Source organism: Georgenia sp. G2120, from assembly GCF_055326485.1.
Genome location: NZ_JBUZNL010000011.1, coordinates 111,371 through 136,834, shown reverse-complemented (window position 1 = coordinate 136,834; position 25,464 = coordinate 111,371). Strand labels below are relative to the sequence as shown.

Below are 25,464 nucleotides of genomic sequence, written 5' to 3'. Positions count from 1 at the left end.
CACCGGCGGGGTCGTCACCGCCCGTGGCATCACCCGGGCAGGTCCATCCCGCTCTTTACTGCGGAGTGCCCTCCCAGTCGGCGAAGATCTCGTAACCGATGATCTCGAACTCGTTGGCCCCCAGCGGGGCGACCTCGGCGCGGCCGACGGGCCGCTCGTGGCCGTCCGCGTAGACGTCGCAGTAGATGACGCCCGTGTTGAAGTCCTGGCCGCAGCCCTGGATGCTCGACGGCGTCAGGGGCGGGTCGTAGAAGCCCTGGAACGCGTACCAGAGCTCGTCGTACCCGTCGACGTTCGTCACCTCGTCGAGGTCCGCGGAACGGCCCTCGGCCGCGGCGGTCGCCGCCGCGAGGACGGCATCCTCGACGGCGTCGGCGCGGCGCACCATCGGCGTGTCGACGCCGTCGCCGTCCCAGTCGCCGACGATCAGGCCGTCGTCGGAGCGCCCGTAGTCGAGGACGGTCTCCGCGGCGCCGGTGGTGATCGAGTTGTGCAGGTAGACGGTGATGCCGCGGCGCACGCCGAGCGAGTCCGCACCGTCGCCGTCCCAGTCGCCCACCAGCACCGTGTCGTCCGCGCGGCCGTAGACGGCGTGCTCGTCCGCCGGGCCGGACTCGAGGGAGTTGTGCAGGAAGTACTCGGCGCCACGGCGCACGGCGAGCGTGTCCGAGCCGTCGCCGTCCCAGTCGCCGACCAGCACCGTGTCGTCCGCGCGCCCGTAGTTGACGATCGTGTCCGCCGGCCCGCCGGACATCTCGTCGCGCAGGTGGTACGCGTTCCCGCGCCGCACGCCGAACGAGTCGGCGCCGTCGCCGTCCCAGTCGCCGACCACGAGCTGGTCGCCCTCGCGGCCGTACTCGAACACGGCGTCGAAGTGGTCGACATGGCCGAACGTGTTGGTGTAGCTGATGACGTTGCCCTCGCGCACGGCGAAGGTGTCGACGCCGTCGCCGTCCCAGTCGCCGACGAAGACCGAGGAGAGGGTGTCGCCGAAGGCGAAGTGCGTCCCGGTCGTCGAGTCCCAGGAGTTGCTCGCGTAGTAGCCCTCGCCGATGTCGTTGTTCGGGCTGCCGGTGGCGCTCGCGGCGGTGGCGCCGGCGGCGACGAGTCCGGTCGTCGCGAGGCCGGCGCCGAGGATGCTCATGCAGCGGGCGAGCGATGGTCGGGCGTTGGCTGGTGTGCGGTAGGTGCTCATGGTGGATGTCCCCCTGGTATCGGTTCCCCGAGCACCGACCGGCCCCCGGGTCGTGTGTCACGACCGGCGTCCGCCGGTCGCACGGCACGACCGTCCCGAACTCGCCGAGGCGTGGGCAACACCGCACGGAGGGGACATCAGACCTGGCCACAGGGGTGGGGTGCGTCGGTCCCACGGAAGGAGTACACTGCTTTGATTGTTCCGTGACCCATTCGTGACCTGGTCACAGGGGCGTCACCGCCACCTGCCGAAGCCCGGCAGGAGGTCACTCCCCGGGCACCAGCCACCCGGCACCCGGGGGACTCACCAGTCGGCGACGATCTCGTAGTCGACGACCTGCCAGGTAGTGACGCCGTCCGGCGCCGCGTAGGCGTAGCCGATCGCCACGGGATAGTCGTCGGACCGGACGTGGCACATGACGATCCCGCCCGGAACGGGCCCGCAGCCCGTCACGCGCGTCGGCCACTGGGGCGGGTCGTAGAAGCTCTGGAACGCGTACCAGAGCTGCTGCTCCGCGTGGTTGCTGCTCAGGTGGTCGAGCAGGGGACGGTCGCCGTCGGACGCGGCGCGGACCGCCCGGAGCACGACGTCCTCGACGGGCGACGGACGGCGTACCCCGAGGGTGTCGTCGCCGTCGCCGTCCCAGTCGCCCACGAGCACGCTGTCGGTCGGTCGCCCGTAGTCGAGGACGATCTCCGCGGGGCCGTCCGCGATCGCGTCGCTGAGGTAGTAGGTGTTGCCGCGGCGCACGCCGAGCGAGTCGCGGCCGTCCCCGTCCCAGTCCCCCACGACCACCTGGTCGGCCGCGCGCCCGTAGTCCACGACCAGGTCGGCCGGACCCGAGTTCTGCGAGTTCCGCAGGAAGTACGTGTTGCCCCGGCGCACAGCGAACGTGTCCACGCCGTCCCCGTCCCAGTCCCCCACGAGCACGGTGTCACTCGCCCGCCCGAAGTGGACCACGCGGTCCGCCGGGCCGTCGGTCAGGGTGTTGCGCATGAGGTACTGGTTGCCCCGGCGCACGGCGAACGTCTCGGTCCCGTTGCCGTCCCAGTCCCCCGTGTAGAGGGTGTCGAACATCCGGCCGAACCGGAACGCGAGGTCGAACTCGGTGGGCCCGAGCAGGTTGACGACGTCGATGACGTTGCCGCGCTGCCGGGCGAAGGTGTCCGTCCCGTTGCCGTCCCAGTCCCCCATGAACACCATCTCGACCGGGAGGCTGAACACCACCTCGTGGTTGGCCCGGCCGGTCCACTCGTCGTTGAGGAAGTAGACCTCCCCGAAGTCGTCGTTGCCCTCGCCCGCCGCGAGGGCCGGGGGCGACGCGCCGGCCAGCAGGCCGAGGGCGAGCGTCGAGGCTGCGACGAGGCGGGCGGTCGTGCGGTTCGTCCCCATGGCTCACTCCTGCGTGATCCGCGGGGCACGTCACCGGACCCCGGTGGGCGGTCGGGCCGGCTCGTGCCGGTCCGATGCGAGGACGCTACTCCCGCAGGATCGTGCGGTACATGGCCCGGCGGTCACGGTTGGGCGGCATCGCGCGACACGATGCACGGTCGCGCGACGACGCCCGGCCCAAGGACAAGGGGCCGGGCGTCGTCGTTCGTCGTGACGGGTGGCGCGCCGGTCAGGCGACGGGCTCACCGGTCTCGAGCGGGAGCGCCGGGTTGTTCGCCCACTCGGTCATCGACCCGTCGTAGACGGCGACGTCCCCACGCCCCGCACGCGCGAGCTGGAAGGCGACGTACGTGGCCGCGATCCCGCCCCCGCAGTAGGTGATGACCGACGGCTCGCCGTCGATGACCTCCGCCGCGTCACCGGTCTCACGCACCTGGTCCACCTCGGCGGCCAGCCCGTCGGCGTCGAGGAGGTCCCCGAAGAAGATGTGCTTCGAACCCGGGATGCGCCCGGCCCGGGCGTAGGTCACGCGCTCGCCGGTGAAGGTGGCGCGGTCGAGGCTGTTGACGAGGACGGTGCGCGGGTCGTCGATCGCGGCGGCGACCGAGTCGACGTCGGCGTAGAGCTCCGGGCGCGGGTGCGCGACGAAGGTCCGCGGCTCGGGTGCCGGCGAGGCGCCGGTGGCGACCTCGAGGCCCGCGGCCCGCCAGGCCGGCAGCCCGCCGTCGAGGACGAGGACGTCGTCGTGACCCGCGTAGCGCAGGTTCCACCACAGGCGCGTGGCCCACATGGTCTGGCCCTGGTCGTAGACGACCACGGTGGTGTCGTTGCCGACCCCCAGGGCGCCGATCTTCTCGGCGAACTCCTCGGGCGGCAGCGCGGTCCAGAAGTCGGGGTTCGAACGGTCGGCGAGGTCCTCGAGCAGGTCGGCGAACACGGCGCCGGGGACGTGGCCCTGCTCGTGGACGTCACGGCCGGTGGCGGCGTCGTAGAAGCCGTCGCCGTCGGGCTGGCGGATGATCGAGGTGGCGTCGAGGACGACGACCCCGGGCCGGTCCTTGAGCTCGGCGAGCTCGGTGGCGGTGACGAGGCGGGCGATCGAGGTCGGGTCGGTGCTGCTGGTGGTCATGGGTGCTCCAGGTAGTGGTCCGAGTGGTCAGGGGGCGCGGCGCACGGGCGGCCGGTGACATCGGGTCGAGCGCGCCCGGCCCTGGTCGAGCCAGAGCCGGCGCACGAGCAGCAGGTCCATGCCCACGACGCTAGGCGCGCGCCCCGGCGCGGTGGGGTCGCCCCGGGCCGGGTCCCGCCATCCGGACCGGCCACCCGGCGGGGGTCTCGTCGTCGGGCTCCCGCTCCCCCGGGCACGTGCCCGGGGACCTCCTCCGACGACGAACGGCGGCCGCCGGGTCCCCCTCCCCGTCGGGAACGGCCCGGGCTCTTCCGGGCCCCGCCACAATGGCGATATCCGACCCCCGCAGGACAGTGGAGACCATGCCCAGGACCCGCCCCGCCCTCGTCGCCCTCGTGCTGACCGGCGCCGCGACACTGACCGCGTGCTCGGGATCGGGGCCCGGGCTCGCCCTGCAACCGATCCCGTCGGACGCGGGACCGTCCTGGCAGGCCGCCGCCCCGCAGGGGTCGACCGTCAGGACCGGTGCATGGACGGTCACGCTCGGCGACACGGAGCAGGACGCGACCGCGCGGCCCGTGGCGGGGGTCGACCTCCTCGCGGCCCCGGCGGACGACCAGCGGATCGTGTCGGTGCTCGTCGAGGCGACCAACGACTCCACCGCCCCGCTCACGCCGGCCGACCACCTCGGGCTCGAGCTCGTCACCACCTCCGGCGCCTCCTACCCGGGCAACGCGTGCGAGGGCGAGGCCACCGTCGCCGACGCACCGGAGGTCGCGCCCGGCGAGAGCCTGAGCGCCCGCTGGTGCACGGTCATCCCCGCCGACGCGCTCGTAGGCGCCGTCTGGGCCGTGGTCGACGGTTCGGAGGGTGCCGGGCCGTCGGTCGGCTCCGGGGTCTCGGGCGGGACGGGCGACGACGGGACGGGCGACGAGGACGACGGCGGCACCGTGGGCTCCGGCTCGGGCAAGGAGGCCGCCGAGCGGCGCTACGTGCTCGTCGGCGACGAGGCGCCCGCCCAGCTCCCGCCCCTCCCGGTGACGGACCCCGCCGCGGGTCGGCACATCGAGCTCCCGGCGGCGTCGAGCACCCCGATCCGCGTCGGCGACCTCGCGGTGGCGATCGGCCCGAGCGACCTCGACCCCGAGCTGCTGCCGGACGAGGACGGGGAGGAGCCGGAGCCGTATCCCGATGAGATGTTCGTGGGCACCACCGTGGCGGTGACGAACCTCGGCACCGAGCCGGTCCAGCCGGCGCTCGGCGGGCTCGAGCTCGTCGACTGGGCAGGCGGGTCCCTCTTCGCGATCGGCGAGTGCGACCCGGCGAGCCGGCCGACGGACCCCCTCGGACCGATCCAGCCCGGCGGGACCGCCGAGATCTCGCTGTGCCAGGCGGCGCCGGTCGAGGCCGTGGCCGGCGCCCGCTGGCAGCTGACCGAGGGCGCGGTGGGCTGGGGCGCCTCCTACCGGTACGTCGAGCTGGGCGTGGACCCGACCCCCGAGCTCCTCGCGGCGTCGACTGCCCCCGAGCCCGGGAACCTCGAGGGGATCGACTCCCGCGAGCCGCTGCCGGCGGGTGAGTCCCACGAGGTCGGGTACACGAGCGTGACGATCGACGAGGCCCGCACCGAGGACGAGCTCGAGGTCGACGGCTACTCCTACACCGACGAGCCCGAGGACGGGAACGTGTTCGTCCTCGCCGACATCGCCGTGACCGAGGACGGCTCGGCCGGGACGGACTCCTCGCGCCGGTACGAGTTCGACGTCGAGTTCGTCGACGCCGCGGGGCAGCTCCACGACACCCGGTACTCGTGCTCGGGCGGCGAGGGCTTCGAGATCGACGACCTCGACCGCGCGGGCGCCACCCCCCGCGGTGAGGCTGAGGGCGAGCTGTGCGCCGAGGTCGACGAGGACCTGGTCGAGGGCGGGGCGTGGCGCGTGACGAGCTACGGCCCCGACCGCTCCGTCCCGGTCCGGCACGTCGCGACGGACACCGCCGCGACCCCGCTCGAGGCGTTCGAGGCCCCGGTCGTCGAGGCGGGCGCGGGGACCGACCCCGCCGCCCCCGCACCGGCCGGCACGCCCGTGCGCGCGGGCCTGTGGGTCGTCAGCATCGACCCGGTCACGGTCCGGGACCGCGCGGAGGACGACGAGGACCCGCTCTCGAGCAGCGCTCGTCGGATCGACACGACCGTCATCGTGACGAACACGGCCTCCGTCCCCGCCTCACCGTTCGACGACGTGTCGCTCGTGTGGATCGCCGAGGACGGCACCGAGCGGTCCTACGGCGACGAGTCCGCGCAGTGCAGCTGGGAGTACATCGACCGGGTCGACTCCGTCCCCGGCGGCACGATCACCCACGACGTGTGCATGGAGATGACCCGGGGCGATGCCGAGTCCGGGCACTGGGAGGTCCGCACCACCGGGTGGTCGCAGGACCCGGACACCGAGGAGCTGGTCGAGGAGGAGATCGTCAGGTACGTCGCGGCCGAGTGAGGCTGGGGCGTCAGCCGGCGCGGCCGGTCTGCCGAGGATGCGGGCCCGGCCGGGGCTGCGTCCCTCGTCCCGTCAGTTGCGGCGGGCGATCCACCAGATCACGCCGATGATCAGCATGATGACGCCGAGGATCCCCCCGAGGATCCCGCCGATGATGCCGACGATCGGTGCGGCGATCTCACCGCCGCTGACGTTGTGGCCGACGAACGCGCTCTCGTTGCAGGAGACCGAGTAGGTACCGGCCTGGTCGGTCGTGAACCGGTGACCGAGGGAGTAGTCGTTGACCGTGATGTCGGTGCTCGGGTCGTCGAGCGAGACCTGCGCGCCGTCCGGTCCGGTGACCTGGCACGTCTGCGTCTGCGCCTCGGGGTTCTCGCTGTTCGTGGCGTAGAGGGCCCACTCCTCGCCGGCCTCGGCCTCGATCTGTGCGCCGCCGGGACCGACTGTGGTGAAGTCGGCGTCGGAGACGAGCCCGCCGATGCGGCCGACGGCGAAGATGATCGCGGCGATCGCCAGCACGATGAGACCGAGCCCGATGAAGGTGACGATCTTCGGGCCCGTGGTGCTCTTCTGCGTCTTGCCCGGCATCACCCCGTCGCCCGCGCCGTACGGGTTCGCCGCCGCCGCGCCGTACCCGCCGGGGTTGCCGTAGCCGCCCTGGGGCTGGTTGCCGTAGGCCTGGTTGCCGTAGCCCCCCTGCTGCTGGTTCCCGTAGGCCTGGTTGAACTGGTCCTCGTACCCACCGGGCCGGCCGCCCTGACCCGGGTTGCTCCCGCCGCCGTAGCTGCTCATCGTCGTGTCCGTCCTGGTCCTGGGGGCGTCGTCGGCCGGTCGCGGGTGGCGCACCCGGCATCGGCTGCGACGCTAGCACCAGGGAGCGCACCCGGCTGTGACACAACCGTGTCGCAGGCGTCGGCCGGAGCGGGCATGACGGCGGGACAACGGTGCGATCATGTGCGCAGATCCGGATCCCCCACCAAGGAGCCCCCGTGCGCCGTCGACTCGCCGCCCTCGCCCTTCCCGTCCTCGCCGCGGCGAGCCTCGCCGCATGCGGCGGTCCGGACGTCCCGACCGCGCTCGCGCCGCAGGCACCCCAGACTCCCCAGGCACCGACCGCGCCGTCGACCGAGCCGGCACCGACCCCCGCGCCCACCACGGAGCCGGCCCCGACCACCGAGCCCGCGCCGTCGACCGAGCCGGCCCCCACGACCGAGCCGGCGCCGTCGACCGAGCCTGCGCCCGACGGCGACCTCGGCACCTCCCGCGACAACCCCGCCCCGATCGACACGGTGGTGCGCGTCGGCGACTGGGAGGTCCAGTTCGGCTCGACCGTCCAGGACGCGAACCAGACCATCGCCAACGAGAACATGTTCAACGAGCCGCCGGACGACGGCCACAACTACGTGGTGGTGCCGGTGACGGCGACCTATCTCGGCAACGAGAACGGCACCGCGTGGCTCGACCTCAACATCGAGTTCGTCGGGACCGACGCCGTGACCTACAGCGGGTACTGCGGCGTGGTCCCCGACTCGCTCATGGACTCCGGCGAGCTCTACGAGGGCGGGACGGCGACGGGCAACGAGTGCGCCATGGTCCGTGTCGACGCCATCGAGGGTGGCGTGTGGCGGGTCGCGGACACCTACGACTTCGAGGGGAACTCGGAGCGCTTCATCGCCGCCTCCTGAGCGCAGCCACGACGGCCGAAGGGCCCGGGAACCGCACGATCGCGCGGTTCCCGGGCCCTTCGGCACGCGGCGGAGACGGTGGGATTTGAACCCACGAACGGGTTACCCCGTTACATCCTTAGCAGGGATGCGCACTAGGCCTGACTATGCGACGTCTCCAGATGCAGCGTCCACCGTACCCGGACGGCGACCGGCGTTCCAACGCGGGAGCGTGAGGCGCGGGCAACACTCGTCACGAACTCGCACGACGACGCCCCACGTCGAGCCGCCGACCGCCGCTCGCGGCCGAACCGGCGGAGGGTAAGGGATTCGAACCCTTGGTGGTTTCCCACAACGGTTTTCAAGACCGTCACATTCGGCCGCTCTGTCAACCCTCCTCGCCCGGCCGGGCCGGGCGCCGGCCCGCGCACCGGCAGGAGTACCGGGACGGACCGGCGACCATCCTACGATCCGGCACGATCCCGCCCGACAGGCTCGGGTCCGCCCCGAGGTGCACGGTCCGGCCGCAGCACTTCGCCAGCACCTCGCCCGGACCTCGTCCTGACCTGGTCCTGTTCTCACCTCCGCTCCCCGCGCTCCCTCCTGGGGCACGATGAGCGGATGGACGCGATCTCGATCTCCGACGGCGGCCGCCTCGAGCTGGCCACCGCCCCCGACCCCGTCCCCGGCATGGGCGAGGTCCTCGTCGACGTCGTCGCCGCCGGCGTCAACCGGGCCGACCTCCTCCAGGTCACCGGAGGCCACCTGCCGCCGGAGGGCGAGTCGGAGGTGCTCGGCCTCGAGCTGTCCGGCACGATCTCCGCGCTCGGCGACCACGTCGAGGGCTGGGCGGTCGGCGATCGGGTGTGCGCGCTCGTCGCCGGCGGCGGCTACGGCACGCGCGCGGTCGTCCCGGTGGGCCAGCTCCTGCGGGTCCCCGACTCCCTCGACCTCGTCGACGCCGCCTCCCTGCCCGAGTCGATCTGCACCGCGTGGGCCAACATGGTCGAGCTCGGCCACCTCGCCCCGTCCCAGACCGTGCTCGTGCACGGCGGGTCCGGCGGCATCGGGACGATCGCGATCCAGCTCGCGCACGCCTACGGCTCGCGCGTGATCACCACGGCGGGCGGTGCGGAGCGCACGGCCCGGTGCCTCGAGCTCGGCGCCGACGTGGCGATCGACCACACGTCCGACGACGTCGCCGACCAGGTCCTCGCCGCGACCGACGGCCGGGGTGTCGACGTCGTCCTCGACATCCTGGGGGCCGGCGGGCTCGCCCTCAACGTCTCGGTGCTCGCCGAGCGCGGCCGGATCATGGTCATCGGCCTCCTCGACGGCGCGAAGGGCACGCTCGACCTGGGCGCCCTCCTCGCCCGCTCGGGCACGATCACCGCGGCCAAGCTGCGGACCCGCTCCCGGGCGTCGAAGGCCGCGCTCATCGACGACATCCGCGAGCGCGTGTGGCCGTGGGTCGAGGACGGCACGGTGGTCCCGGTCGTCGCCGAGCGGATCCCGCTCGCCGAGGCCGCCCGCGCCCACGAGACGATGGCCGCCGGCGGGTCGTTCGGGAAGATCCTGCTCACCGTCTGACGACGCCGCGCCCCGGGCGCTCCGATCCGGGTCCGCACCGGGCCCGGCGGTTCGTCGTCGTGCGGGGTGTGCTCAGTCGCCGTAGACGTCGGCGGCCGCGTCCTCCAGCGCCTGGGCGGTGGCAGCCGGGTCGGAGGGGTCCTCGTAGAAGTCGATGAGGACGGGCCACAGGCCCTCCAGCTGGCTCGCGCCGAAGTCCGGCGGGACGAGGTCGGACAGGTCGAGGCGGAAGACCTCGGCGCCGACGATCTGCTGCGCGATCTCGCGCGAGAGGTCGTCCTCGTAGAGGTCGAGGTCCGCCCGCTGGTTCGGTGACGTCGTGCCGCCCAGGGCGATCCAGATGTTCGCCGCCTCGGGCGAGGCGAGGTACCGCATGAGCTCGGCCGTGCCGGGCTCCGAGTCGAACGCGACGGCCCCGCCGGCCTCCCCCACCACGGTCGGCGCCGAGCCGTCCATCTCGGGCCACGGGAAGAACATCGCGTCCTCGCCGACCACCGCGTCGGTCTGTCCCTCGATCGAGCCGGCCACGTACTCGCCGCCCACGAGGGTGGCGGCGCTCGGGTCGTCGCTGAAGACGTTCTCGACCGTGTCCGGGTAGGAGCGGTCGAGGCCGCCGGACAGCACGAGCTCGGGGTCGCCCCACACCTCGGCGAGGACCTCGAGGGTCTCGACCACGCTCGGGTCCGTCCAGGGGATCTCCCGGTCGACGAGCTGGTCGTAGGCCTCGGGCCCGGCGAGGCGCAGGTAGGCGTTCTCGAACCAGTCCGTCAGCGGCCAGCCGTAGTCGACGCCCACGGTCACGGGCGCCACATCGGTGCCGGAGAGCTCGCGCAGCCCGGCGAGGAGGTCGTCCCAGGTGGCGGGCTCCTCGACGCCGGCCTCCGCGTAGGCCGCCGTGTCGTACCAGAGCAGGGACTTCGAGGTCGCCTCCATCCAGACGGCGTAGACGTCCCCGTCCACCGAGCCGAGGTCGGTCCAGGTCGGCGCGTAGCTGTCCTCGATGGTCGCCCGGACCTCCTCGGCCAACGGGACGATGGCGCCGTCCTCCGCGAGCGAGCGGACGAGCGTGGGGCTCCCGACGACGGCGACGTTCGGGGGCCGGCCGTTGTCCAGGCTCTCGGTGATGGCGAGGACGGGGTTGCCGCCGAGGCCCAGCTGGTCGACGCGGGCACCGGTGGCCTGCTCGAACGCGTCGAGCACCTGGTCGAACCGGTCGCGCTCGCTCCCGGTCCAGCGGGTGGCGATCTCGATGGTCTGCCCGGACAGGTCGGCGTAGCCCTCGAGCTCGGGGGCGAGGACCTCCTCGGGCACCGCCTCCCCGTCGGTGGGGGTCTCGGGCGACCCTGCGGTGCCCTCCGAGGAGGACTCGGGCGGTGCCGTCGGGTCCTCGGCGCCGTCGGGGGCCGTGCCGTCCGGTGCGGAGCCGGGGTCGGCGGAGCTGTCGGCGTCGTCGTTCTCGTCCTCGGCCCCGCCGCCGCAGGCCGCGAGCAGCGCCACCGTGACCAGTGCCGCCCCGAGGGCCGCGCCCCGACCTCGCCTCGTGCTCCGTGCCATCGTCCGCCCTTCCTCGACCCACCGCGACGGGTGAACCCCGCCATCGTAGGTCGTGGGCGGACGGGCGCGGTCCCCCACCTACTTCTGCGATCCCGCCATCAGCGCGCTGACGAAGTACCGCTGGAACGCGAAGAACACGATGAGCGGGACGATCATCGAGAGGAACGCGCCCGCGGAGAGCACGTCCATGTTCGACGAGAACTGCCGCAGCTGGGACTGCAGCGCCACCGTGATCGGCTGGCTCTCCGGGGAGGAGAACAGCAGGGCGACGAGCATGTCGTTCCACGACCACAGGAACTGGAAGATCGCGAGCGAGGCGATCGAGGGCATCGCCAGCGGGAGGGCGATGCGGACGAAGATCCGCAGCTCGCTCGCGCCGTCGATGCGCGCGGCCTCGAGCATCTCCGCGGGGATCTGCATGAAGAAGTTCCGCAGCAGGAACACGGCGAACGGCAGGCCGAACGCGGTGTGGAACAGGACGACGGCCGTGATCGAGCCGAAGATCCCGATGTCCCCGAACAGGCGCGCGAGCGGGATGAACGCCACCTGGAGCGGCACCGCCATGAACGCGATGATGACGATGAGCAGCCAGTCGCGCCCCGGGAACCGCACCCAGGCGAGCGCGTAGCCGGCCATCGCGCCGAGGCCCACGACGAGCAGCGTGGACGGGACCACGATGAGCACCGTGTTCCACAGGGAGGACATGATCCAGTCCGCCTCGAGCAGGTTCCGGTAGTTGTCCACCGAGAACTGCGAGAGGTCGAGGAACCCCGTCCACCAGCCCGACTGGGCGTTGGCCTGCGAGCTGCGCAGCGAGGAGAAGAACAGTCCGACCGTCGGGACGAGCCACACGAGCGCGACGACGACGAGCACGACGTTGACGACGCCGCGGCCGAGGAACCGCGCGATCCTCGAGCCGCCGCCGGGGCGGGAGCCGGGTGGGGTGGCGCGGGGCGTGGCGCCCGGGCCGGAGCCTCCGGGTCCCCCCGTCCCTCCGGGACCGCCGGCCTCTGGGTCGTCCACGGGCGGCGTGGTGCCGACGACGGCGGTCATGCCTGACCTCCTCGTCGGAAGTTGCGGATGTTGAGGAGGATCGCCGGCAGCACGAGCAGCAGGAGGAAGATCGCGAGCGCCGAGCCGAGGCCCTGGTCGTTGCCTCCGCCGAACGACACGGTCCACATGCGGGTGGCGATGACGTCGGCGGCCGGCTTCGACACCCCGGGCGGGATGACGTAGACGAGGTCGAAGATCTTCAGCACGTTGATGACGAGCGTGACCATGACGACCATGAGCACGGGCGCGAGCTGGGGCACCGTGATCCGCCGGAAGACCTGCCACTCGTTGGCGCCGTCGGTCCGGGCGGCCTCGAGAAGGGAGCGGTCGACCGAGGACAGGCCGGACGCGATCATCACCATGGCGAACCCGGCCCAGATCCACACGTAGGCGAGGATCGTCACCGGCGTGATGAGTCCCGGGCCGAGCCAGTCGATGCCCGAGGCGCCGGGGGCGAAGCTGCTCGCCGGGAGCGTGAGCGTGTACTCGCCTCCCGGGTCGAGCCCCTCGACGACGAAGGTCCCGTCGTCCTGCGTCACCGCGGTGGCGACCTCGGCCCCGGAGGCGTCGGTGAGCACCACGTCGATCCCGCCGAGGCCGGGCTTGCCGTCCCCGACCTCACCGTTCGTGCCGCCGCCGCCCACGATGAAGTCGAACCACACGGCGCCGGTCACCTGGTCGTCGCCGGCCGCGGGCGGTTCCACGGCGTCGACGGCGTCGGCGGGCCTGCTCTCCTCGGCGATGCCGACGAGCGGGATCTCGACGACGGAGCCGGCCGCGACCTCCTCGGTCGACGTCATCTCGCCGGTCTCCTGGAGCTCGACGGCACCCTCGGGCCGCGGCCGCGCGTCTGGGTAGCTCGTGGACTCGGCGCCGACCATCTCCTGCACGGAGACGATGACCGCGTTGGCGAGGCCGATGTCCGGGTTCTGCTGGAAGACGGACCGGAAGATGACGCCGGCGGCGAGCATCGAGATCGCCATCGGCATGAAGATGATGAGCTTGAAGGCCGTCTGCCAGCGGATCCGCTCCATGAGCACGGCGAAGATCAGCCCGAGCACCGTGCACACCGCGGGCGCGACGAGCACCCAGATCGCGTTGTTGCGCAGGGCCCGGAACGTCTGGGCGTCCGTGAACATGTCGACGTAGTTCCCGAGGCCGACGAAGTTCTCGCCGGACTGGTCGAACAGGCCGCGGACGAGCGAGAAGACGATCGGGTAGGCGACGAGCGCCCCGAGGATCAGGACCGCGGGACCGAGCAGGATGACGAGGACCACCCACGTGCTGGTCCCCGAGCGGGGGGCGCGACGTCCGCGCCCCCCGCCCGGTGCGGCCGTGGTGGTCTCGGCCGTGGTCACGTCGTCAGTCGCCGTACGCGGCGGCCGCAGCGTCCTCGAGAGCCTGGGCCGTGGCCTCCGGGTCGGAGGGGTCCTCGTAGAACTCGATGAGGATCTGCCACATGCCCTCGCCCTCGGTGCCGCCGAAGGCCGACGGCGCGAGGTCGGACAGGTCGAACCGGAAGACCTCGGCGTCGACGAGCTGCTGGGCGATCTCGAGCGAGATCTCGTCCGGGTACAGCTCGAGGTCCGCGTTCTGGTTGGGCGAGGTGAAGCCGCCCAGCTCGATCCAGATGTTCGCCGCCTCGGGCGAGGCGAGGTAGCGCATGAGCTCGGCGGTGGCCTCGTTGTCGTCGAACGCGACCGCGACGTTGCCGGCGCCCATGACGGACGGGGCGGAGTCGTTCATCGTGGGCCAGGGGTAGAACAGGGCGTCCTCACCGACGACGGCCTCGGTCTGGTCGGCGATGTTGCCGGCCACGAAGTCGCCCTCGAACACGGTGCCGGCCTCGGGCGGGTCGGAGAACACCGACGTCACCGAGTCCGGGAACGAGCGCTGCCCACCGCCCTCGAGCAGGAGCGCGTCGTTGCTCCACACCTCGGCGAGCGCCTCGAGCGCCTCGATGACGCTGGGGTCGGTCCACGGGATCTCGTGGTCGGCGAGCTGGTCGTACATGTCCGGCCCCGCCGTGCGGAGGTAGACGTTCTCGAACCAGTCGGTCAGGGGCCAGCCGACGTCGGCGCCGACCGAGAGGCCGGGCACGCCGGAGTCGGAGACGAGCTGGAGGGTGGAGACGAAGTCCTCCCAGGTCTCGGGCACCTCGGCGCCCGCGTCCTCGTAGACCTGCGTGTTGTACCAGATGGTCGACTTGTTGGCGGCCTTGAACCACACGCCGTAGACCTCGCCCTCGACCGAGCCGAGGTCGATCCACGTCTCCGCGTAGTTCTCCTCGACCGCCGCGAGGGTGTCCTCGGACAGGGGCACGATGCTGCCGTCGGCCGCGAGCTGGTCCATGAGGCCGGGCTGCGGGATGAGCGCGATGCTCGGGGGGTTGCCGCCCTCGACCCGCGTGCCGATCGTCGTGGCCACGTTGTTCCCGTAGGACTCGTAGGTGACCTCGGCGCCGGTGGCCTCCTCGAAGGCGTCCATGACGATCTCGAAGTTCTCCTGCTCGGCGCCGGACCAGTCCGAGGCCACGACGATCGACTCGCCGTCGAGCTCCGCGTAGCCCTCGAGCTCGGGCAGCTCGACCTCGCCACCGCCGTCGCCGCCGTCCTCGCCGCCGCCCGCGGCGCCGTCGGAGCCGCCCTCCTCGGAGGTGTCGCCGCCGTCGTCGGACTCGTCGTCACCACCGCCGCCGCAGGCGGCGAGCATCGCTGCCGCCGTGAGTCCCGCAACCACCGTCATGCTGCGTCGTCGCGTCATGAGTCGTGCCATCGTTCGCCCTCCTCGGCCAACCGTTCTCCACATCGTGAACGAGGTCAGCGTAGGCCGGGCGACCCGCCACAGCGCCACGATCGAGGTCTCGAACGGGTCACGCCGAGGCGGGGACGGGCGGCGTCGTCGTCGGCGTCGGCCGGGCCACCGTCGGGGCCGGCCGGGGGCGTCGTCGGACGGGCGCCCAGGGCGTCGTCGGAGGGGCGCCTAGGACGTCAGCGGGGCGCGGCGAGCAGGTCGAGGAGGTCGGCCAGGCCGTCCGCCTCGACGGGGGCGACCTCGGTGCGGGCGTAGGACTTGACCTCCGGCCGCGCCCCGCCCATCGCCACGCCGAGCCCGGCCCAGGACAGCATCTCGACATCGTTCGAGCCGTCGCCGGCGCCGACCGTCGCCGCCCGGTCCACGCCGAGCAGGTCCCGCACACGCTCGAGCGCGGTCGCCTTGGAGATCCCCTCGGGCGCGACGTCGACCCAGGACGACCACCCGATCGCGTAGGTCACCGACTGCATTCCGGCCGAGTGGACCGCCTCCTGGAAGGTGTGCGCGTCCAGGTGCGCCGCCCGCACGGTGAGCCGGGTGACCTCCCGCGAGCACAGGTCCTCGAGGTCGACGAGCTCCCATTCGCCGCCGAGCTCGCCGGGCGGGAACGGCGAGGACAGCCGGAACCCGGTGCCCACGTCCTCGACGGCGAACACCCCGTCCGGGATCGCCTGGTGCAGCGCGCGCAGCGCCGGCTCGGGGTCGAACGTCACGACGTGGTCGAGCTCGAACCCGCCCTCGGCCTCCTCGTCCAGGCGCACGGTGACGGCTCCGTTGGAGGAGATCGCGTACCGGCTGGTCAGGCCGAGCTGGCGGGCCACGGGCACGGTGGCGAACACCGAGCGGCCGGTCGCGAGCATGACGTGGGCACCCGTGTCGCGCAGCGCGGCGACGGACTCGGCCACCCGCGGCGACAGCGTCGTGTCGTGGTGGAGGATCGTCCCGTCGATGTCGAGCGCCACGAGCAGGTCCGGCCCCGCCTCCGGCAGCGCGGCGACGGCCTCGACGAGCGGGTGGGTCCGCGGGCGGCGCCGCACGACGTTGCGCGCCCACGAGGCGGCCCGGGTGAGCGCGAGCCCGACGGCGGGGGCCGTGCGCCGCACGTTCCGCCGACCATCCGTCTCGTCGTCGGGCTCCCCGTCGTCCCAGAGCTCGACGTCCGCCTCGGCCTCGACCTCCGCCCCGTCGACCTCGGCCTCGTCACCCTCGACGACGGCGGCGTCCGCCTCGTCGTCGACGACGTCGGCCCCGGCGGGCCCGAGGTCCGGGTCGGCGTCGGCGTCGGCGTCGGCGTCGGCGTCGGCGTCGGCGTCGGCGTCGGCGTCGGCGTCGGCAACGGTCGCCCGCCCCTCGGCAGACGGGTCGACCGACGGCGCGGCCCCGTCGTCGTCGGGCACGTTCCCGCCGTGGTCCCGCGCGTGGACCGGCTGGTCGGCCTCGGGGGGCAGGTCCGTCTGGGCGTCGAGGATCGCCTGGTCCCCGGCGGGGGTGGCGACGAGGGCCTCGTCCTCGTGCCGCGTCACGCGGCCACCGGGGCGAGGACCTCGCGGCCGCCGAGGTAGGGCCGTAGCGCCTCGGGCACGTGGACCGAGCCGTCGGCCTGCTGGTGGTTCTCGAGGAGCGCGACGATCCACCGCGTGGTGGCGAGCGTCCCGTTGAGGGTCGCGACCGGGGTCGTGCCCTTCTCGGTGCGCTCGCGCGTGCCGAGGCGGCGGGCCTGGAAGGTCGTGCAGTTCGAGGTGGACGTGACCTCCATCCAGCGCTCCTGGCTGGGCAGCCACGCCTCGCAGTCGAACTTGCGCGCGGCCGAGGATCCGAGGTCGCCGGCGGCGGTGTCGATGATCCGGTAGGGCAGCTCGACGGCGTCGAGCATCTCCCGCTCGAGCTCGAGCAGCGCGGCGTGCTCGTCGGCCGCGTCCTCGGCGTGGACGTAGGAGAACATCTCGAGCTTGTTGAACTGGTGGACCCGGATGATGCCGCGGGTGTCCTTGCCGTACGAGCCGGCCTCGCGGCGGTAGCAGGTCGACCAGCCGGCGTAGCGCAGCGGGCCGCCGCTGACGTCGACGATCTCGTCGGCGTGGTAGCCGGCGAGCGCCACCTCGGACGTGCCGGTGAGGTACAGGTCGTCCGCCGGGAGGTGGTAGATCTCGTCCGCATGGGCGCCGAGGAAGCCGGTGCCGGCCATGATCTGGGGGCCCACGAGGGTCGGCGTCGTCATGAGCGTGAAGCCGGCGGCCTCCGCCCGGTCCGCCGCGCGCATGAGCAGGGCGAGCTCGAGGCGGGCGCCGATGCCGGTGAGGTAGTAGAACCGCGCGCCGGAGACCTTGGTGCCGCGCTTCATGTCGATCGCGCGCAGCGACTCCGCGATGTCGAGGTGGTCGCGCACTGTGACGCCCTCTGCGGCAAGGTCGCGGGGGGTGCCCACGTGCTCGAGCACCTCGTAGTCGTCCTCGCCGCCCGCGGGGATGCCCGGGGCGATGATGTTGGGCATCTGCCACAGGAGCTCGTCGGCCTCGGCCCCGGCGGCGTCGGCCCGCTCCTGCGCCGCGCTCACCTCGCCGGCCATCTCCTTGGCGCGCGCGAGGATCGCGGGCCGCTCCTCGGGCGAGGCCTTGCCGACGCTCCGGGAGAACTCCTTGTGCCCGGCCCGCAGCGACTCGAACTCGCCGAGGGCGGTGCGGCGCCGCGCGTCCGCCTCGAGGATCCGGTCGACGAGGGCGGGGTCGGCACCCCGGGCCACCTGGCTGTCGCGCGCGGGCTGGGGGTCCTCGCGCAGGGCACGCACATCGATCATGACCTGAGCCTATGCCGCCGGGGGAACCGGTCCCCGTCCGTTCTCGCCCCCGCGTGCCCCCGGTGGTGCCAGGATGTGCGCCGGACCGCGTACGGCCCACCTGTCAACCGCCCGACCCAGACCCGAGGGGTGCCCCCATGATCGTCACCACCACGTCCACCATCCAGAACGCGAACATCGCCGAGTACCTCCGCGTCGTCGCCGGCGAGACGGTCGTCGGCATCAACATGTTCAAGGACATCGGTGCGGGCTTCCGCAACCTCGTGGGCGGTCGCTCCGAGGGCTACGAGCGCGAGATCGGCGGCGCCCGTGAGTCCGCGCTCGGCGAGATGGTGCAGCGGGCGATCGAGCTCGGTGCCAACGGGGTCGTCGGCGTCGACATCGACTACGAGTCGGTCGGCCAGGGAATGATGATGGTGACCGCCTCGGGCACCGCCGTCCGCATCGCCTGACGCCCGCCCCTCCTTCCCGCCGCGGTCCACGACGCCGCGCGTCACCAGCCGTGGCGCGCGGCGTCGGCGCGGCCCGGGCTACCGTGAGGCGTGCCCACGGAATGGTTGATCGTCCTCGTCGTCGCGATCGTGATCGCGCTGCCCGTCCTTCTCGTCACGATCTCCGTCGCCCGCAGGCGGGGCCAGCTCGAGCGTGAGTCGGCCGCCGCGAACGCCGAGGCGGCACGCGTGCTCGAGGAGGAGCGCGCGGCCCGGAAGGAGGCCGCCGCGAGGGCCGCCGAGGAGGCGGCCCGGCCCGCTCCCCCGCCGGTCGCCGTGGTCGTCAACCCGTCGAAGAACGTCGACGTCGACGAGCTGCGCACCCTCTTCCGGGCCGCCGCCGTCCGCGAGGGCCGCCAGGAGCCGCTGTGGTTCGAGACGACCGCCGACGACCCGGGTCGCGGCCAGGCCGAGAAGGCTCTGCGCGCCGGGGCCAGCACGGTGGTCGCCGCGGGTGGCGACGGGACGGTGCGCGCCGTGGCGGAGGTCCTCGCCGGGACCGGCACCCCGATGGGCGTCATCCCGCTGGGCACCGGCAACCTGCTCGCCCGCAACCTCGGCCTGCCGCTCGAGCGCACCGACGAGCTCGTCCGGATCGCGACCACCGAGCCGACGGGTCCGGTCGACGTCGGATGGCTCCGTGTCCGTGACCAGGGTGAGGTGCCGCAGGACGAGGACGGGATCCTCGTCGAGGAGTCCGGCGCCGGCCGCGACGGGTGGCACGCGTTCACCGTCATCGCCGGGCTCGGCTTCGACGCCGACATGGTCCATGAGACCGACGACGACCTGAAGTCGCGGATCGGCTGGGTCGCCTACTTCGTGGGCGGCGTGAAGAACATGGTCAAGTCGCGCCTCAAGGTCTCGGTGGCGGTCGACGACGCCGAGCCCGAGCACCTCAAGATCCGCACCGTCATGCTCGCCAACTGCGGCCTGCTGCCCGGCAACCTCGTCCTGTCCCCCGACTCACGGTTCGACGACGGCGTGCTCGAGGTCGTCACCGTCGACACGCGCTTCGGGATCGTGGGCTGGGCCAACCTCGGGATCTCCGTTCTCGCCCAGCGCGCCGGCCGGCGCCGTACCGGCGAGCTCCCGGGCAGCGAGCTGCTGTTCAAGCCGGCGCGGCGCGTGCGCGTCGTGGCCGAGGACGCGGCCCACGTCCAGCTCGACGGCGACCTGCTGAGCACGTCCGGCGCCGTCGAGGTCCGGGTCGAGAAGGGGGCGCTGCAGATGCGCTACCCCGTGCCTCCCGACCGGCTCCAGGCCCGTACCGGCGAGCACGTGCCCGGCGAGCCGGCGGAGCGCCACCCGGAGAAGCTCGAGGACTGATCCCGGGGACCGCCCGCCCACGCCGAGGTCGCTCACCGACCGCCCGGCGACGGGCTCGGTCAGGTCCCGGTGCCCTCGATCGAGACGTTGGTCGCCTTGATGACGGCGGTCGCCGGGGAGCCCACCTCGAGGCCGAGCTGCTCGACGGCCTCGGTCGAGATGAGCGAGACCACGCGGTAGGCGCCGCACTGGAGCTCGACCTGGCTCATCACGGTGTCGGAGACGATGCGCGTGACGATGCCCGTGAGGTGGTTGCGCGACGAGCGACGCTCGATGCCGTCGTCGAGGGAGTCGACGTGCTTCTCGCTCGCGAGCTCCTGGGCGAGCGCGGCGACGGAGGCGCCGTCGACGGAGAGCCGGCCGCCGTCGCCACCCGCCTCGAGCCGCCCCTGGTCGACCCAGCGGCGGACGGTGTCGTCGGAGACTCCGAGCAGGTCGGCGACGGTGCGGATCCGAATGTGCGGCATTCCTGGAGGCTAGCACCCGCACCTGCGCCTCCCGCCCGGCGAGTGAGCAGACGTCCTCCCGGCCAGTGAGCGGACGTCCGACTCGCGACCGAGCAGGTGTGCCCCGAGGGCTGACGCGCCCCGGACGCCCGGTCGATAGCGTGCAGTCATGACCTCGACCTCCGGCCCCGACCGCCAGGTGCTCGCGCTGTCTCACGCGGGCACGACCGCTTTCGGCACGACGACGGCGGTGGCGCTCGCGCTCGAGTCCGCACGCGCCGACATGGAGGTCCTGCTCGTCGACCTCTCCCCCGACGGCGAGGCCACCCGCTGGCTGCAGGCCGAGCCCTGGGAGGAGGGCCAGGACGTGGGCGCGATCCTCGACGACGACTACCCCCTCGGGTGGGCCCGGTCCCTCGCCGTCCCCACCACGGACCACGAGCGGCTCCGGCTCGTCCCGGCGTCGTCCGGCCCGGCCCGTGAGCCGCGCGCCGGCGCGGGTCCGCAGCTCCACCACGCGCTGACCACCGCCGACGACTACGACCTCGTCGTCATCGACTGCGGTCGGATCCGCTCGGGCGCCCGCCTGGTGACGGCCCTCAACGCCGCGTCCGACCTCGTCGTCACCACCACCCGGTCGCCGAAGGACCTCGCCGAGGTGTCGAACATCGTGGCGAGCGTCGAGGCCTACCGCCGGCTCATCCACGACGAGGGCGGCAACCGGTCCGATCTCGTCCGGCTCCGCGGCGTGGTGGTCGGCGACCCGGCGGGCGGGGCGGCTGAGAATGCGTCGTCGACCGAGGAGCCCGAGCTCGCGGAGGTTCCGACGGACAAGGCGTGGTCGCCCCTCGTGCTCAGCCCGTACGTCCCGGTGGTGCCGGCCGAGCACGGTGAGCCCGCCACCCGGAAGCGCCCCTTCGAGATCTGGACGCCCGGCAGCACCTTGTCGCAGCACTACGGGCAGCTGGCGGCCCAGCTCGTCGACGCCATGTCGGACGCATCCACCGACGACTGAGGACCAGCTCGTCGAGATTGCGGTTGGTAGCCGTCGAGATTGCGGTTGGTCGGACCGGGCAGAAGCCCGCTCACTCGCCGGGCAGGAGCCCGCTCACTCGCCAGGAAGGGGAGGCGGGGTCAGTACGCGCTTCCGTCGGCGAGCGCCGTCACCCAGGCGCGGGCTTCGTGGAACTCCTGGTCGGAGGTGCCGCGGGCGAGCACCGGCCTGCGCTGGTCGGCGCGCGGGTAGGAGCCGAGGAACCGGACGAACGGGCACACCCGCCTGAGCCCGAGGAGGGCGGCCTTGACGCGCTCGTCCGCCACGTGCCCCTCGGCGTCGATCGAGAAGGCGTACCGGCCGATGGCGTCCCGGATCGGCCGCGACTCGATGCGGGAGAGGTTGACCCCGCGGGCCGCGAACTGCTCGAGCATCGTCAGCAGGGCGCCGGCCTCGTCGTCGGGCAGGTGGACGAGCAGCGTCGTCTTGTCGGCGCCGGTCGGCGGGGGCGGCGGCACGAGCCGGGAGACCGCGATGAAGCGGGTGACGGCGCGGCGGTTGTCGCCGACGTCGTGGGCGAGTACCGGGAGCTCGTACCGGGCGCCGGCCAGCGGGGAGACGATCCCGGCGTCGAACCCGGGATCACCCTCGCCGGCGAGGATGTCCGCGGCCGCGGCGGTCGAGGTCGCGGGGACGTGGACCGCGCCCGGCAGGTGCTCGGCGACCCAGCCGCGGCACTGCGCCCACGCGTGCGGATGGGTGGCGATGCGGCGGACGTCGGCCAGCTCGGTGCCGGGCCGCGCGACGAGCTCGAACTCGATGGGCACGAGCATCTCGGCGACCACCACGAGGGGCTCGTCGCCGGCCACGAGCGAGTCGATCGTGGCGTTGACCCCGCCCTCGACCGAGTTCTCGATCGGGACGACGGCCCGGTCGAACCGCCCCTCGCGCACGCCGGCAAGCGCCCCGGGGACGTCGGTGCTCGGCTCGGCCACGTCGGCGTCGTCGTCGAGGATCTGCCGCAGCGCGGCATCGGTGAACGTGCCCGCGGGGCCCAGGTAGGTGTAGCGCACCGGCCGAGCCTAACCACGCGGGGCCGTGACCGGTCCCGCACCGACCCGCCCCCGGCCCGCCACCGCCCGCGACGTACCCTCGGACGCATGAATCTCGGCCCGCACCGCCCGATCCGGGTCCTCGCGTGAGGCGCGACGACCGCCGGCGCAGGGTCGTGCTGGTCCTCGGCGTGCTCGTGCTCATCGCGATGATCAGCCCGTTCATCCTCCCGCTCCTCGCGAACGGGTCCACCCCTGCAGACACGTCCGACGACGACACCCCCGTCGTCGTCCTCGGCACCGGCGGTCTGACCTGGGAGGACATCGACGACGGAGAGACGCCCCGGATCGCGGAGCTGGCAGCCGAGGGGTACTCCGCCAACCTCGTCGTCCGCTCCGTCGGCTCGACCACGTGCCGCACCGACGGCTGGCTCGCCCTCTCGGCGGGTCAGCGGGCGGCCGGCGAGCGCGACGGCGGCGACTGCCTCCCACCCGCGCCCGTCGGCACCGAGACCGGCACCGAGACCGGCGGCGAGTGGCAGGTCCCCGGCTGGTCGGAGTACGTCGAGGGCGCCCGTACCGACCGGTTCGACGCCGTGCCCGGCACCCTCGGCGGGTCGCTCGCCGAGGCGGGTCGCAGCGCGGTGGCGATCGGCGGCGGCGCCGCGGTCGCGCTCGCCGAGCCGGACGGCACGGTCGCCGACGCACGCCCCACCACGGACGACGACGCCGAGCTCGGGGCGCTGACCGCCTCCGCGATCGAGGACGGAGCGGACCTTGTCGTCGTCGACCTCGACCCGGCGGACGCCACCGGACGCGCCCCGGACGGCGAGGAGGCACCGGACGAGGCCGCACCGGGCGAGGAATCCCCGGGGGAGCAGCCCCCCGGCGCCCGCACGCCCGCCGAGCTCGACGCCCGGGTCGGCGCCGTCGTCGACGCCCTGGCCGAGACCGGCAGCGAGCCGACGATCCTGCTCACCTCCCTCTACGACGGCACCCGCACCTCGACCCTCCAGGCGCTCGCGCTCACCGGCGCGGGCGAGGGCTCCGGGCTCGCCACCTCCCCGGCCACCCGCACGGACGGCATGGTCCAGGCGCCCGACCTCCTGCCCACCGTGCTCTCCCTGCTCGACGTCGACCAGCCGACCGGGCTCGTGGGCTCCGCGCTCGTCACCCGGCCCGGCGACGACGACCCGGCGGACCGCGCGGCGGGCCTGCGCGACGTCGGCGTGCGGGCGCTCGCCGTGGCCCCGCTCGTCTCGCCGGCCGTCCTGTGGCTGGTCGGGCTCAACATCGGGCTCGGCGCGGCGGCGCTCGTGGGCCTCAACCGGCGCGTCCTCGCCGCGCTCGGCGGCACCGAGCGGGCGCGCCACCGGGTCCTGCGGGTGCTGCGCGCGGCGGCCCTCGTCGTCGCCTCCCTGCCGGTGGCGCTCATCGCGTCCTCGCTGCTGCCGTGGTGGCGGTTCGAGCCGGCCGGCCTCGCGCTCGCCGGCGTCACCGTCGCCGGGGCGCTGTTGCTGGCCCTCGTCGCCGTCGGCGGGCCGTGGCGGCACTCGCTGGTCGGCCCCACCGCGGTGGTCTCCGGCGTGACGGCGGTCGTCATCGCCGCCGACGTCATGCTCGGCTCCCACCTCTTCCTCGGGTCCGTGCTCGGCACGCAGCCCCAGATCGGCGCCCGGTACTTCGGGATGTCGAACCACTACTTCGCGCTGTTCGCCACGGCGTCCCTGCTGCTCGCGGCGACCGCGGCGCAGGCCCTCGTCGCCCGCGGGCGGGGGCGTGCGGCCGCCGCGGCAGCGCTCGCCATCGGCGCGGTGGCCACGGCCATCGACGGCTGGCCCGCGTTCGGCGCCGACTTCGGCGGGCCCCCAGCGATGATCCCCGCGTTCGTCGTGCTCGCCCTGCTCGTGGCGGGGGTCCGCGTGACGTGGCCGCGCGTGCTGCTCATCGGTGCCGTCACGGTCGCCGTGGTCGCGGCCGTCTCGCTGGCCGACTGGCTCCGCCCGCCCGACGAGCGCACCCACCTCGGCCGATTCGTCGGCACGGTCCTCGACGGCGGCGCGTTCGATGTCATCTGGCGCAAGCTCGGCCGCAACCTCGAGATCCTCGTGTCCTCCCCGCTCACGGTGCTCGCGGCGGTCGGCGCGATCGTCGTCGTCGTCCTCGTGGCCCGGCCGCTGCGCCGTCCGTATACCGCCGCCACCTCGGACTACGGCTGGCTCGTCCGCCGCCCGGAGACCGGCACGACGACGAACGGCACGACGGCGAACGACGCGGCGAACACCTCCTCGCCGGGTGCGACGGCGACGCTCGCCCTCCCCGAGGCCGCCCAGGTCCTGCGGCCCGCGGCGGTCGCCCTGCTGATCCTGTGGATCATCGGGTTCGCCGTCAACGACTCGGGGATCGTCATCCCGGCCCTCGGCGTGGCGCTCGCCGTTCCGCTCACCCTCGCGCTGCTCGCGTCGTGGCTGCTCGAGCGCCCCCGCCACGGGCCCCTGCACGAGGCGGACGAGCAGGCCGACCAGGTCAGCCGACGAACAGGTCCGGCAGCGCCTGCGACGCCGTGAGCACCGAGACCACCACGAGGAGCACGGCGAAGACGGTCGTCAGCGTGGCCGGCGGCGTGCGGGTCGAGAGTCGGGCACCGAGCTGGCCGGCGAGCGTCGAGGCCAGCGCGAAGGCGAGGACGACGGGCACGTCGAGGTCGATGCCCTGCGGCACGCGGGCGAGCAGCCCCGCCGCGGAGTTGATCGTGATGACGAGCAGCGAGGTGCCCACGGCCGCGCGCATCGGGTAGCCGAGCGCGAGCACGAGCGCGGGGACCGCCGCAAAACCTCCCCCGACGCCGAACAACCCCGTGAGCAGCCCGACCACCGCCGCGAGCTCGAAGAGGCGGAGGGCATCGCGCCACCGCCGTCCCGCGGGAGCGGGATCCGCCGGTGGCAGCTCCGGCGGCGCACCGGTGGCGGCGTCGTCGTCGGGCATCTCGTTCTCGTTCTCGCCGGCGTCCGCGAGTGCCCTCAGCTCCGCCTCGCGGGCGTCGCGTCGGTCCGCGGACGCGCGCCTGGCCATGAGCACGGCGACGCCGAGGAGGAGCACGGAGAACGCGGCCATGAGGGCGGGGCCGTCGACCAGGTGGGCGAGCCACGCCCCTCCGGCCGAGGCCACCGCGCCCACCGCGCCGAAGACGAGGCCGCCGCGCAGCCGGACGTTGCCCCGACGGGCGTGCGGCACGAGCGTGACGAGCGAGGTGACGCCGACGATGACGAGCGAGGCCGTCGCCGCCGCGTGCGGGGTCATGCCGAGCAGGTAGACGAGCGCGGGGACCGTGAGCACGCCGCCGCCGGCGCCGAGCGTGCCGACGACGACGCCGACGACCACGCCGATCGCGGTCGCGAGGGCGATGGCCTCCACGCGCCTCCCCTACCTGGAGGTGGTGCGCGGGCGGGTCACGCCGTCGGGACGGACCCGACTC

The 25,464-nt window shown here is 73.5% G+C and carries 20 protein-coding genes and 2 tRNA genes; 7 read left to right on the top strand and 15 right to left on the bottom strand.

The window, feature by feature from the left end; all coding sequences use genetic code 11:
* Positions 1–55: 55 nt before the first annotated feature.
* The 3 genes from ACZLMO_RS12825 to ACZLMO_RS12815 form a co-directional block, all read right to left on the bottom strand.
* A complete protein-coding gene (locus ACZLMO_RS12825; RefSeq protein ID WP_463653975.1) occupies positions 56–1,195 on the bottom strand; it encodes a hypothetical protein in 1,140 nt (379 codons plus the stop codon).
* A gap of 303 nt (positions 1,196–1,498) precedes the next feature.
* Positions 1,499–2,587, bottom strand: coding sequence for a hypothetical protein (locus tag ACZLMO_RS12820; protein ID WP_463653974.1), 1,089 nt, complete (start codon positions 2,585–2,587; stop codon positions 1,499–1,501).
* Between the two features lie 229 nt (positions 2,588–2,816).
* Positions 2,817–3,716: a sulfurtransferase gene (locus ACZLMO_RS12815; protein WP_463653973.1), complete on the bottom strand. Its 900-nt coding sequence runs from the start codon at positions 3,714–3,716 to the stop codon at positions 2,817–2,819.
* Between the two features lie 362 nt (positions 3,717–4,078).
* Between ACZLMO_RS12815 and ACZLMO_RS12810 the strand changes: the two genes are divergently transcribed.
* Entirely contained in the window at positions 4,079–6,211 is a 2,133-nt protein-coding gene (locus ACZLMO_RS12810; protein ID WP_463653972.1) for a DUF4352 domain-containing protein, read from the top strand.
* A gap of 72 nt (positions 6,212–6,283) precedes the next feature.
* Here the strand turns inward: ACZLMO_RS12810 and ACZLMO_RS12805 are convergent, their stop codons facing one another.
* A complete protein-coding gene (locus ACZLMO_RS12805; RefSeq protein WP_463653971.1) occupies positions 6,284–7,003 on the bottom strand; it encodes a hypothetical protein in 720 nt (239 codons plus the stop codon).
* Positions 7,004–7,200: 197 nt separating this feature from the next.
* On the opposite strand from ACZLMO_RS12805, the gene ACZLMO_RS12800 reads away from it, so the two are divergent.
* Entirely contained in the window at positions 7,201–7,896 is a 696-nt protein-coding gene (locus ACZLMO_RS12800; RefSeq protein ID WP_463653970.1) for a hypothetical protein, read from the top strand.
* 70 nt (positions 7,897–7,966) lie between these two features.
* Here the strand turns inward: ACZLMO_RS12800 and ACZLMO_RS12795 are convergent.
* Positions 7,967–8,055: transfer RNA gene (locus ACZLMO_RS12795), tRNA-Ser, on the bottom strand.
* Positions 8,056–8,190: 135 nt separating this feature from the next.
* A tRNA-Ser gene (locus ACZLMO_RS12790) sits at positions 8,191–8,273 on the bottom strand.
* Between the two features lie 223 nt (positions 8,274–8,496).
* On the opposite strand from ACZLMO_RS12790, the gene ACZLMO_RS12785 reads away from it, so the two are divergent.
* Positions 8,497–9,465 carry an NAD(P)H-quinone oxidoreductase gene (locus ACZLMO_RS12785; protein ID WP_425714287.1) on the top strand — a complete coding sequence of 323 codons (969 nt, stop codon included), beginning with the start codon at positions 8,497–8,499 and terminating at the stop codon, positions 9,463–9,465.
* Positions 9,466–9,537: 72 nt separating this feature from the next.
* Here the strand turns inward: ACZLMO_RS12785 and ACZLMO_RS12780 are convergent, their stop codons facing one another.
* From ACZLMO_RS12780 to serS, 6 genes are all read right to left on the bottom strand, one after another.
* A complete protein-coding gene (locus ACZLMO_RS12780; RefSeq protein WP_463653969.1) occupies positions 9,538–11,019 on the bottom strand; it encodes an ABC transporter substrate-binding protein in 1,482 nt (493 codons plus the stop codon).
* 78 nt (positions 11,020–11,097) lie between these two features.
* Entirely contained in the window at positions 11,098–12,072 is a 975-nt protein-coding gene (locus ACZLMO_RS12775; RefSeq protein WP_463653968.1) for a carbohydrate ABC transporter permease, read from the bottom strand.
* Positions 12,069–13,430 (bottom strand): ABC transporter permease subunit, encoded by a 1,362-nt coding sequence (locus tag ACZLMO_RS12770; RefSeq protein WP_463653967.1) that lies wholly within the window; start codon positions 13,428–13,430, stop codon positions 12,069–12,071. The genes ACZLMO_RS12775 and ACZLMO_RS12770 overlap by 4 nt, the downstream gene beginning before the upstream one ends.
* 4 nt (positions 13,431–13,434) lie before the next feature.
* Complete coding sequence (locus ACZLMO_RS12765; RefSeq protein WP_463653966.1) at positions 13,435–14,847, bottom strand: ABC transporter substrate-binding protein; 1,413 nt, start codon at positions 14,845–14,847, stop codon at positions 13,435–13,437.
* Positions 14,848–15,062: 215 nt separating this feature from the next.
* Positions 15,063–16,409 (bottom strand): HAD hydrolase family protein, encoded by a 1,347-nt coding sequence (locus tag ACZLMO_RS12760; protein WP_463653965.1) that lies wholly within the window; start codon positions 16,407–16,409, stop codon positions 15,063–15,065.
* Complete coding sequence (gene serS, locus ACZLMO_RS12755; protein ID WP_463653964.1) at positions 16,406–17,680, bottom strand: serine--tRNA ligase; 1,275 nt, start codon at positions 17,678–17,680, stop codon at positions 16,406–16,408. The genes ACZLMO_RS12760 and serS overlap by 4 nt, the downstream gene beginning before the upstream one ends.
* 137 nt (positions 17,681–17,817) lie before the next feature.
* On the opposite strand from serS, the gene ACZLMO_RS12750 reads away from it, so the two are divergent.
* Together ACZLMO_RS12750 and ACZLMO_RS12745 are read left to right on the top strand one after the other, a co-directional pair.
* Positions 17,818–18,132 (top strand): YbjQ family protein, encoded by a 315-nt coding sequence (locus ACZLMO_RS12750; protein WP_425714280.1) that lies wholly within the window; start codon positions 17,818–17,820, stop codon positions 18,130–18,132.
* Between the two features lie 90 nt (positions 18,133–18,222).
* Positions 18,223–19,497, top strand: coding sequence for a diacylglycerol/lipid kinase family protein (locus ACZLMO_RS12745; RefSeq protein WP_463653963.1), 1,275 nt, complete (start codon positions 18,223–18,225; stop codon positions 19,495–19,497).
* Positions 19,498–19,556: 59 nt separating this feature from the next.
* On the opposite strand, the gene ACZLMO_RS12740 is transcribed toward ACZLMO_RS12745, so the two are convergent.
* Positions 19,557–19,964 (bottom strand): TOBE domain-containing protein, encoded by a 408-nt coding sequence (locus tag ACZLMO_RS12740; RefSeq protein WP_463653962.1) that lies wholly within the window; start codon positions 19,962–19,964, stop codon positions 19,557–19,559.
* Positions 19,965–20,112: 148 nt separating this feature from the next.
* Here ACZLMO_RS12740 and ACZLMO_RS12735 point away from each other — a divergent pair, with 148 nt between their 5' ends.
* A complete protein-coding gene (locus tag ACZLMO_RS12735) occupies positions 20,113–20,958 on the top strand; it encodes a ParA family protein (RefSeq protein ID WP_463653961.1) in 846 nt (281 codons plus the stop codon).
* Between the two features lie 119 nt (positions 20,959–21,077).
* Here ACZLMO_RS12735 and pheA read toward each other — a convergent pair whose 3' ends face one another.
* The gene (gene pheA / locus ACZLMO_RS12730; protein WP_425714276.1) at positions 21,078–22,010 is read right to left on the bottom strand and encodes a prephenate dehydratase; all 933 of its coding nucleotides are present in this window, start codon (positions 22,008–22,010) and stop codon (positions 21,078–21,080) included.
* 125 nt (positions 22,011–22,135) lie between these two features.
* Here pheA and ACZLMO_RS12725 point away from each other — a divergent pair, with 125 nt between their 5' ends.
* Positions 22,136–24,556 carry a hypothetical protein gene (locus ACZLMO_RS12725; protein WP_463653960.1) on the top strand — a complete coding sequence of 807 codons (2,421 nt, stop codon included), beginning with the start codon at positions 22,136–22,138 and terminating at the stop codon, positions 24,554–24,556.
* Here the strand turns inward: ACZLMO_RS12725 and ACZLMO_RS12720 are convergent.
* Positions 24,516–25,403, bottom strand: coding sequence for a sulfite exporter TauE/SafE family protein (locus tag ACZLMO_RS12720; protein WP_463653959.1), 888 nt, complete (start codon positions 25,401–25,403; stop codon positions 24,516–24,518). The genes ACZLMO_RS12725 and ACZLMO_RS12720 overlap by 41 nt on opposite strands.
* Between the last annotated feature and the right edge of the window lie 61 nt (positions 25,404–25,464).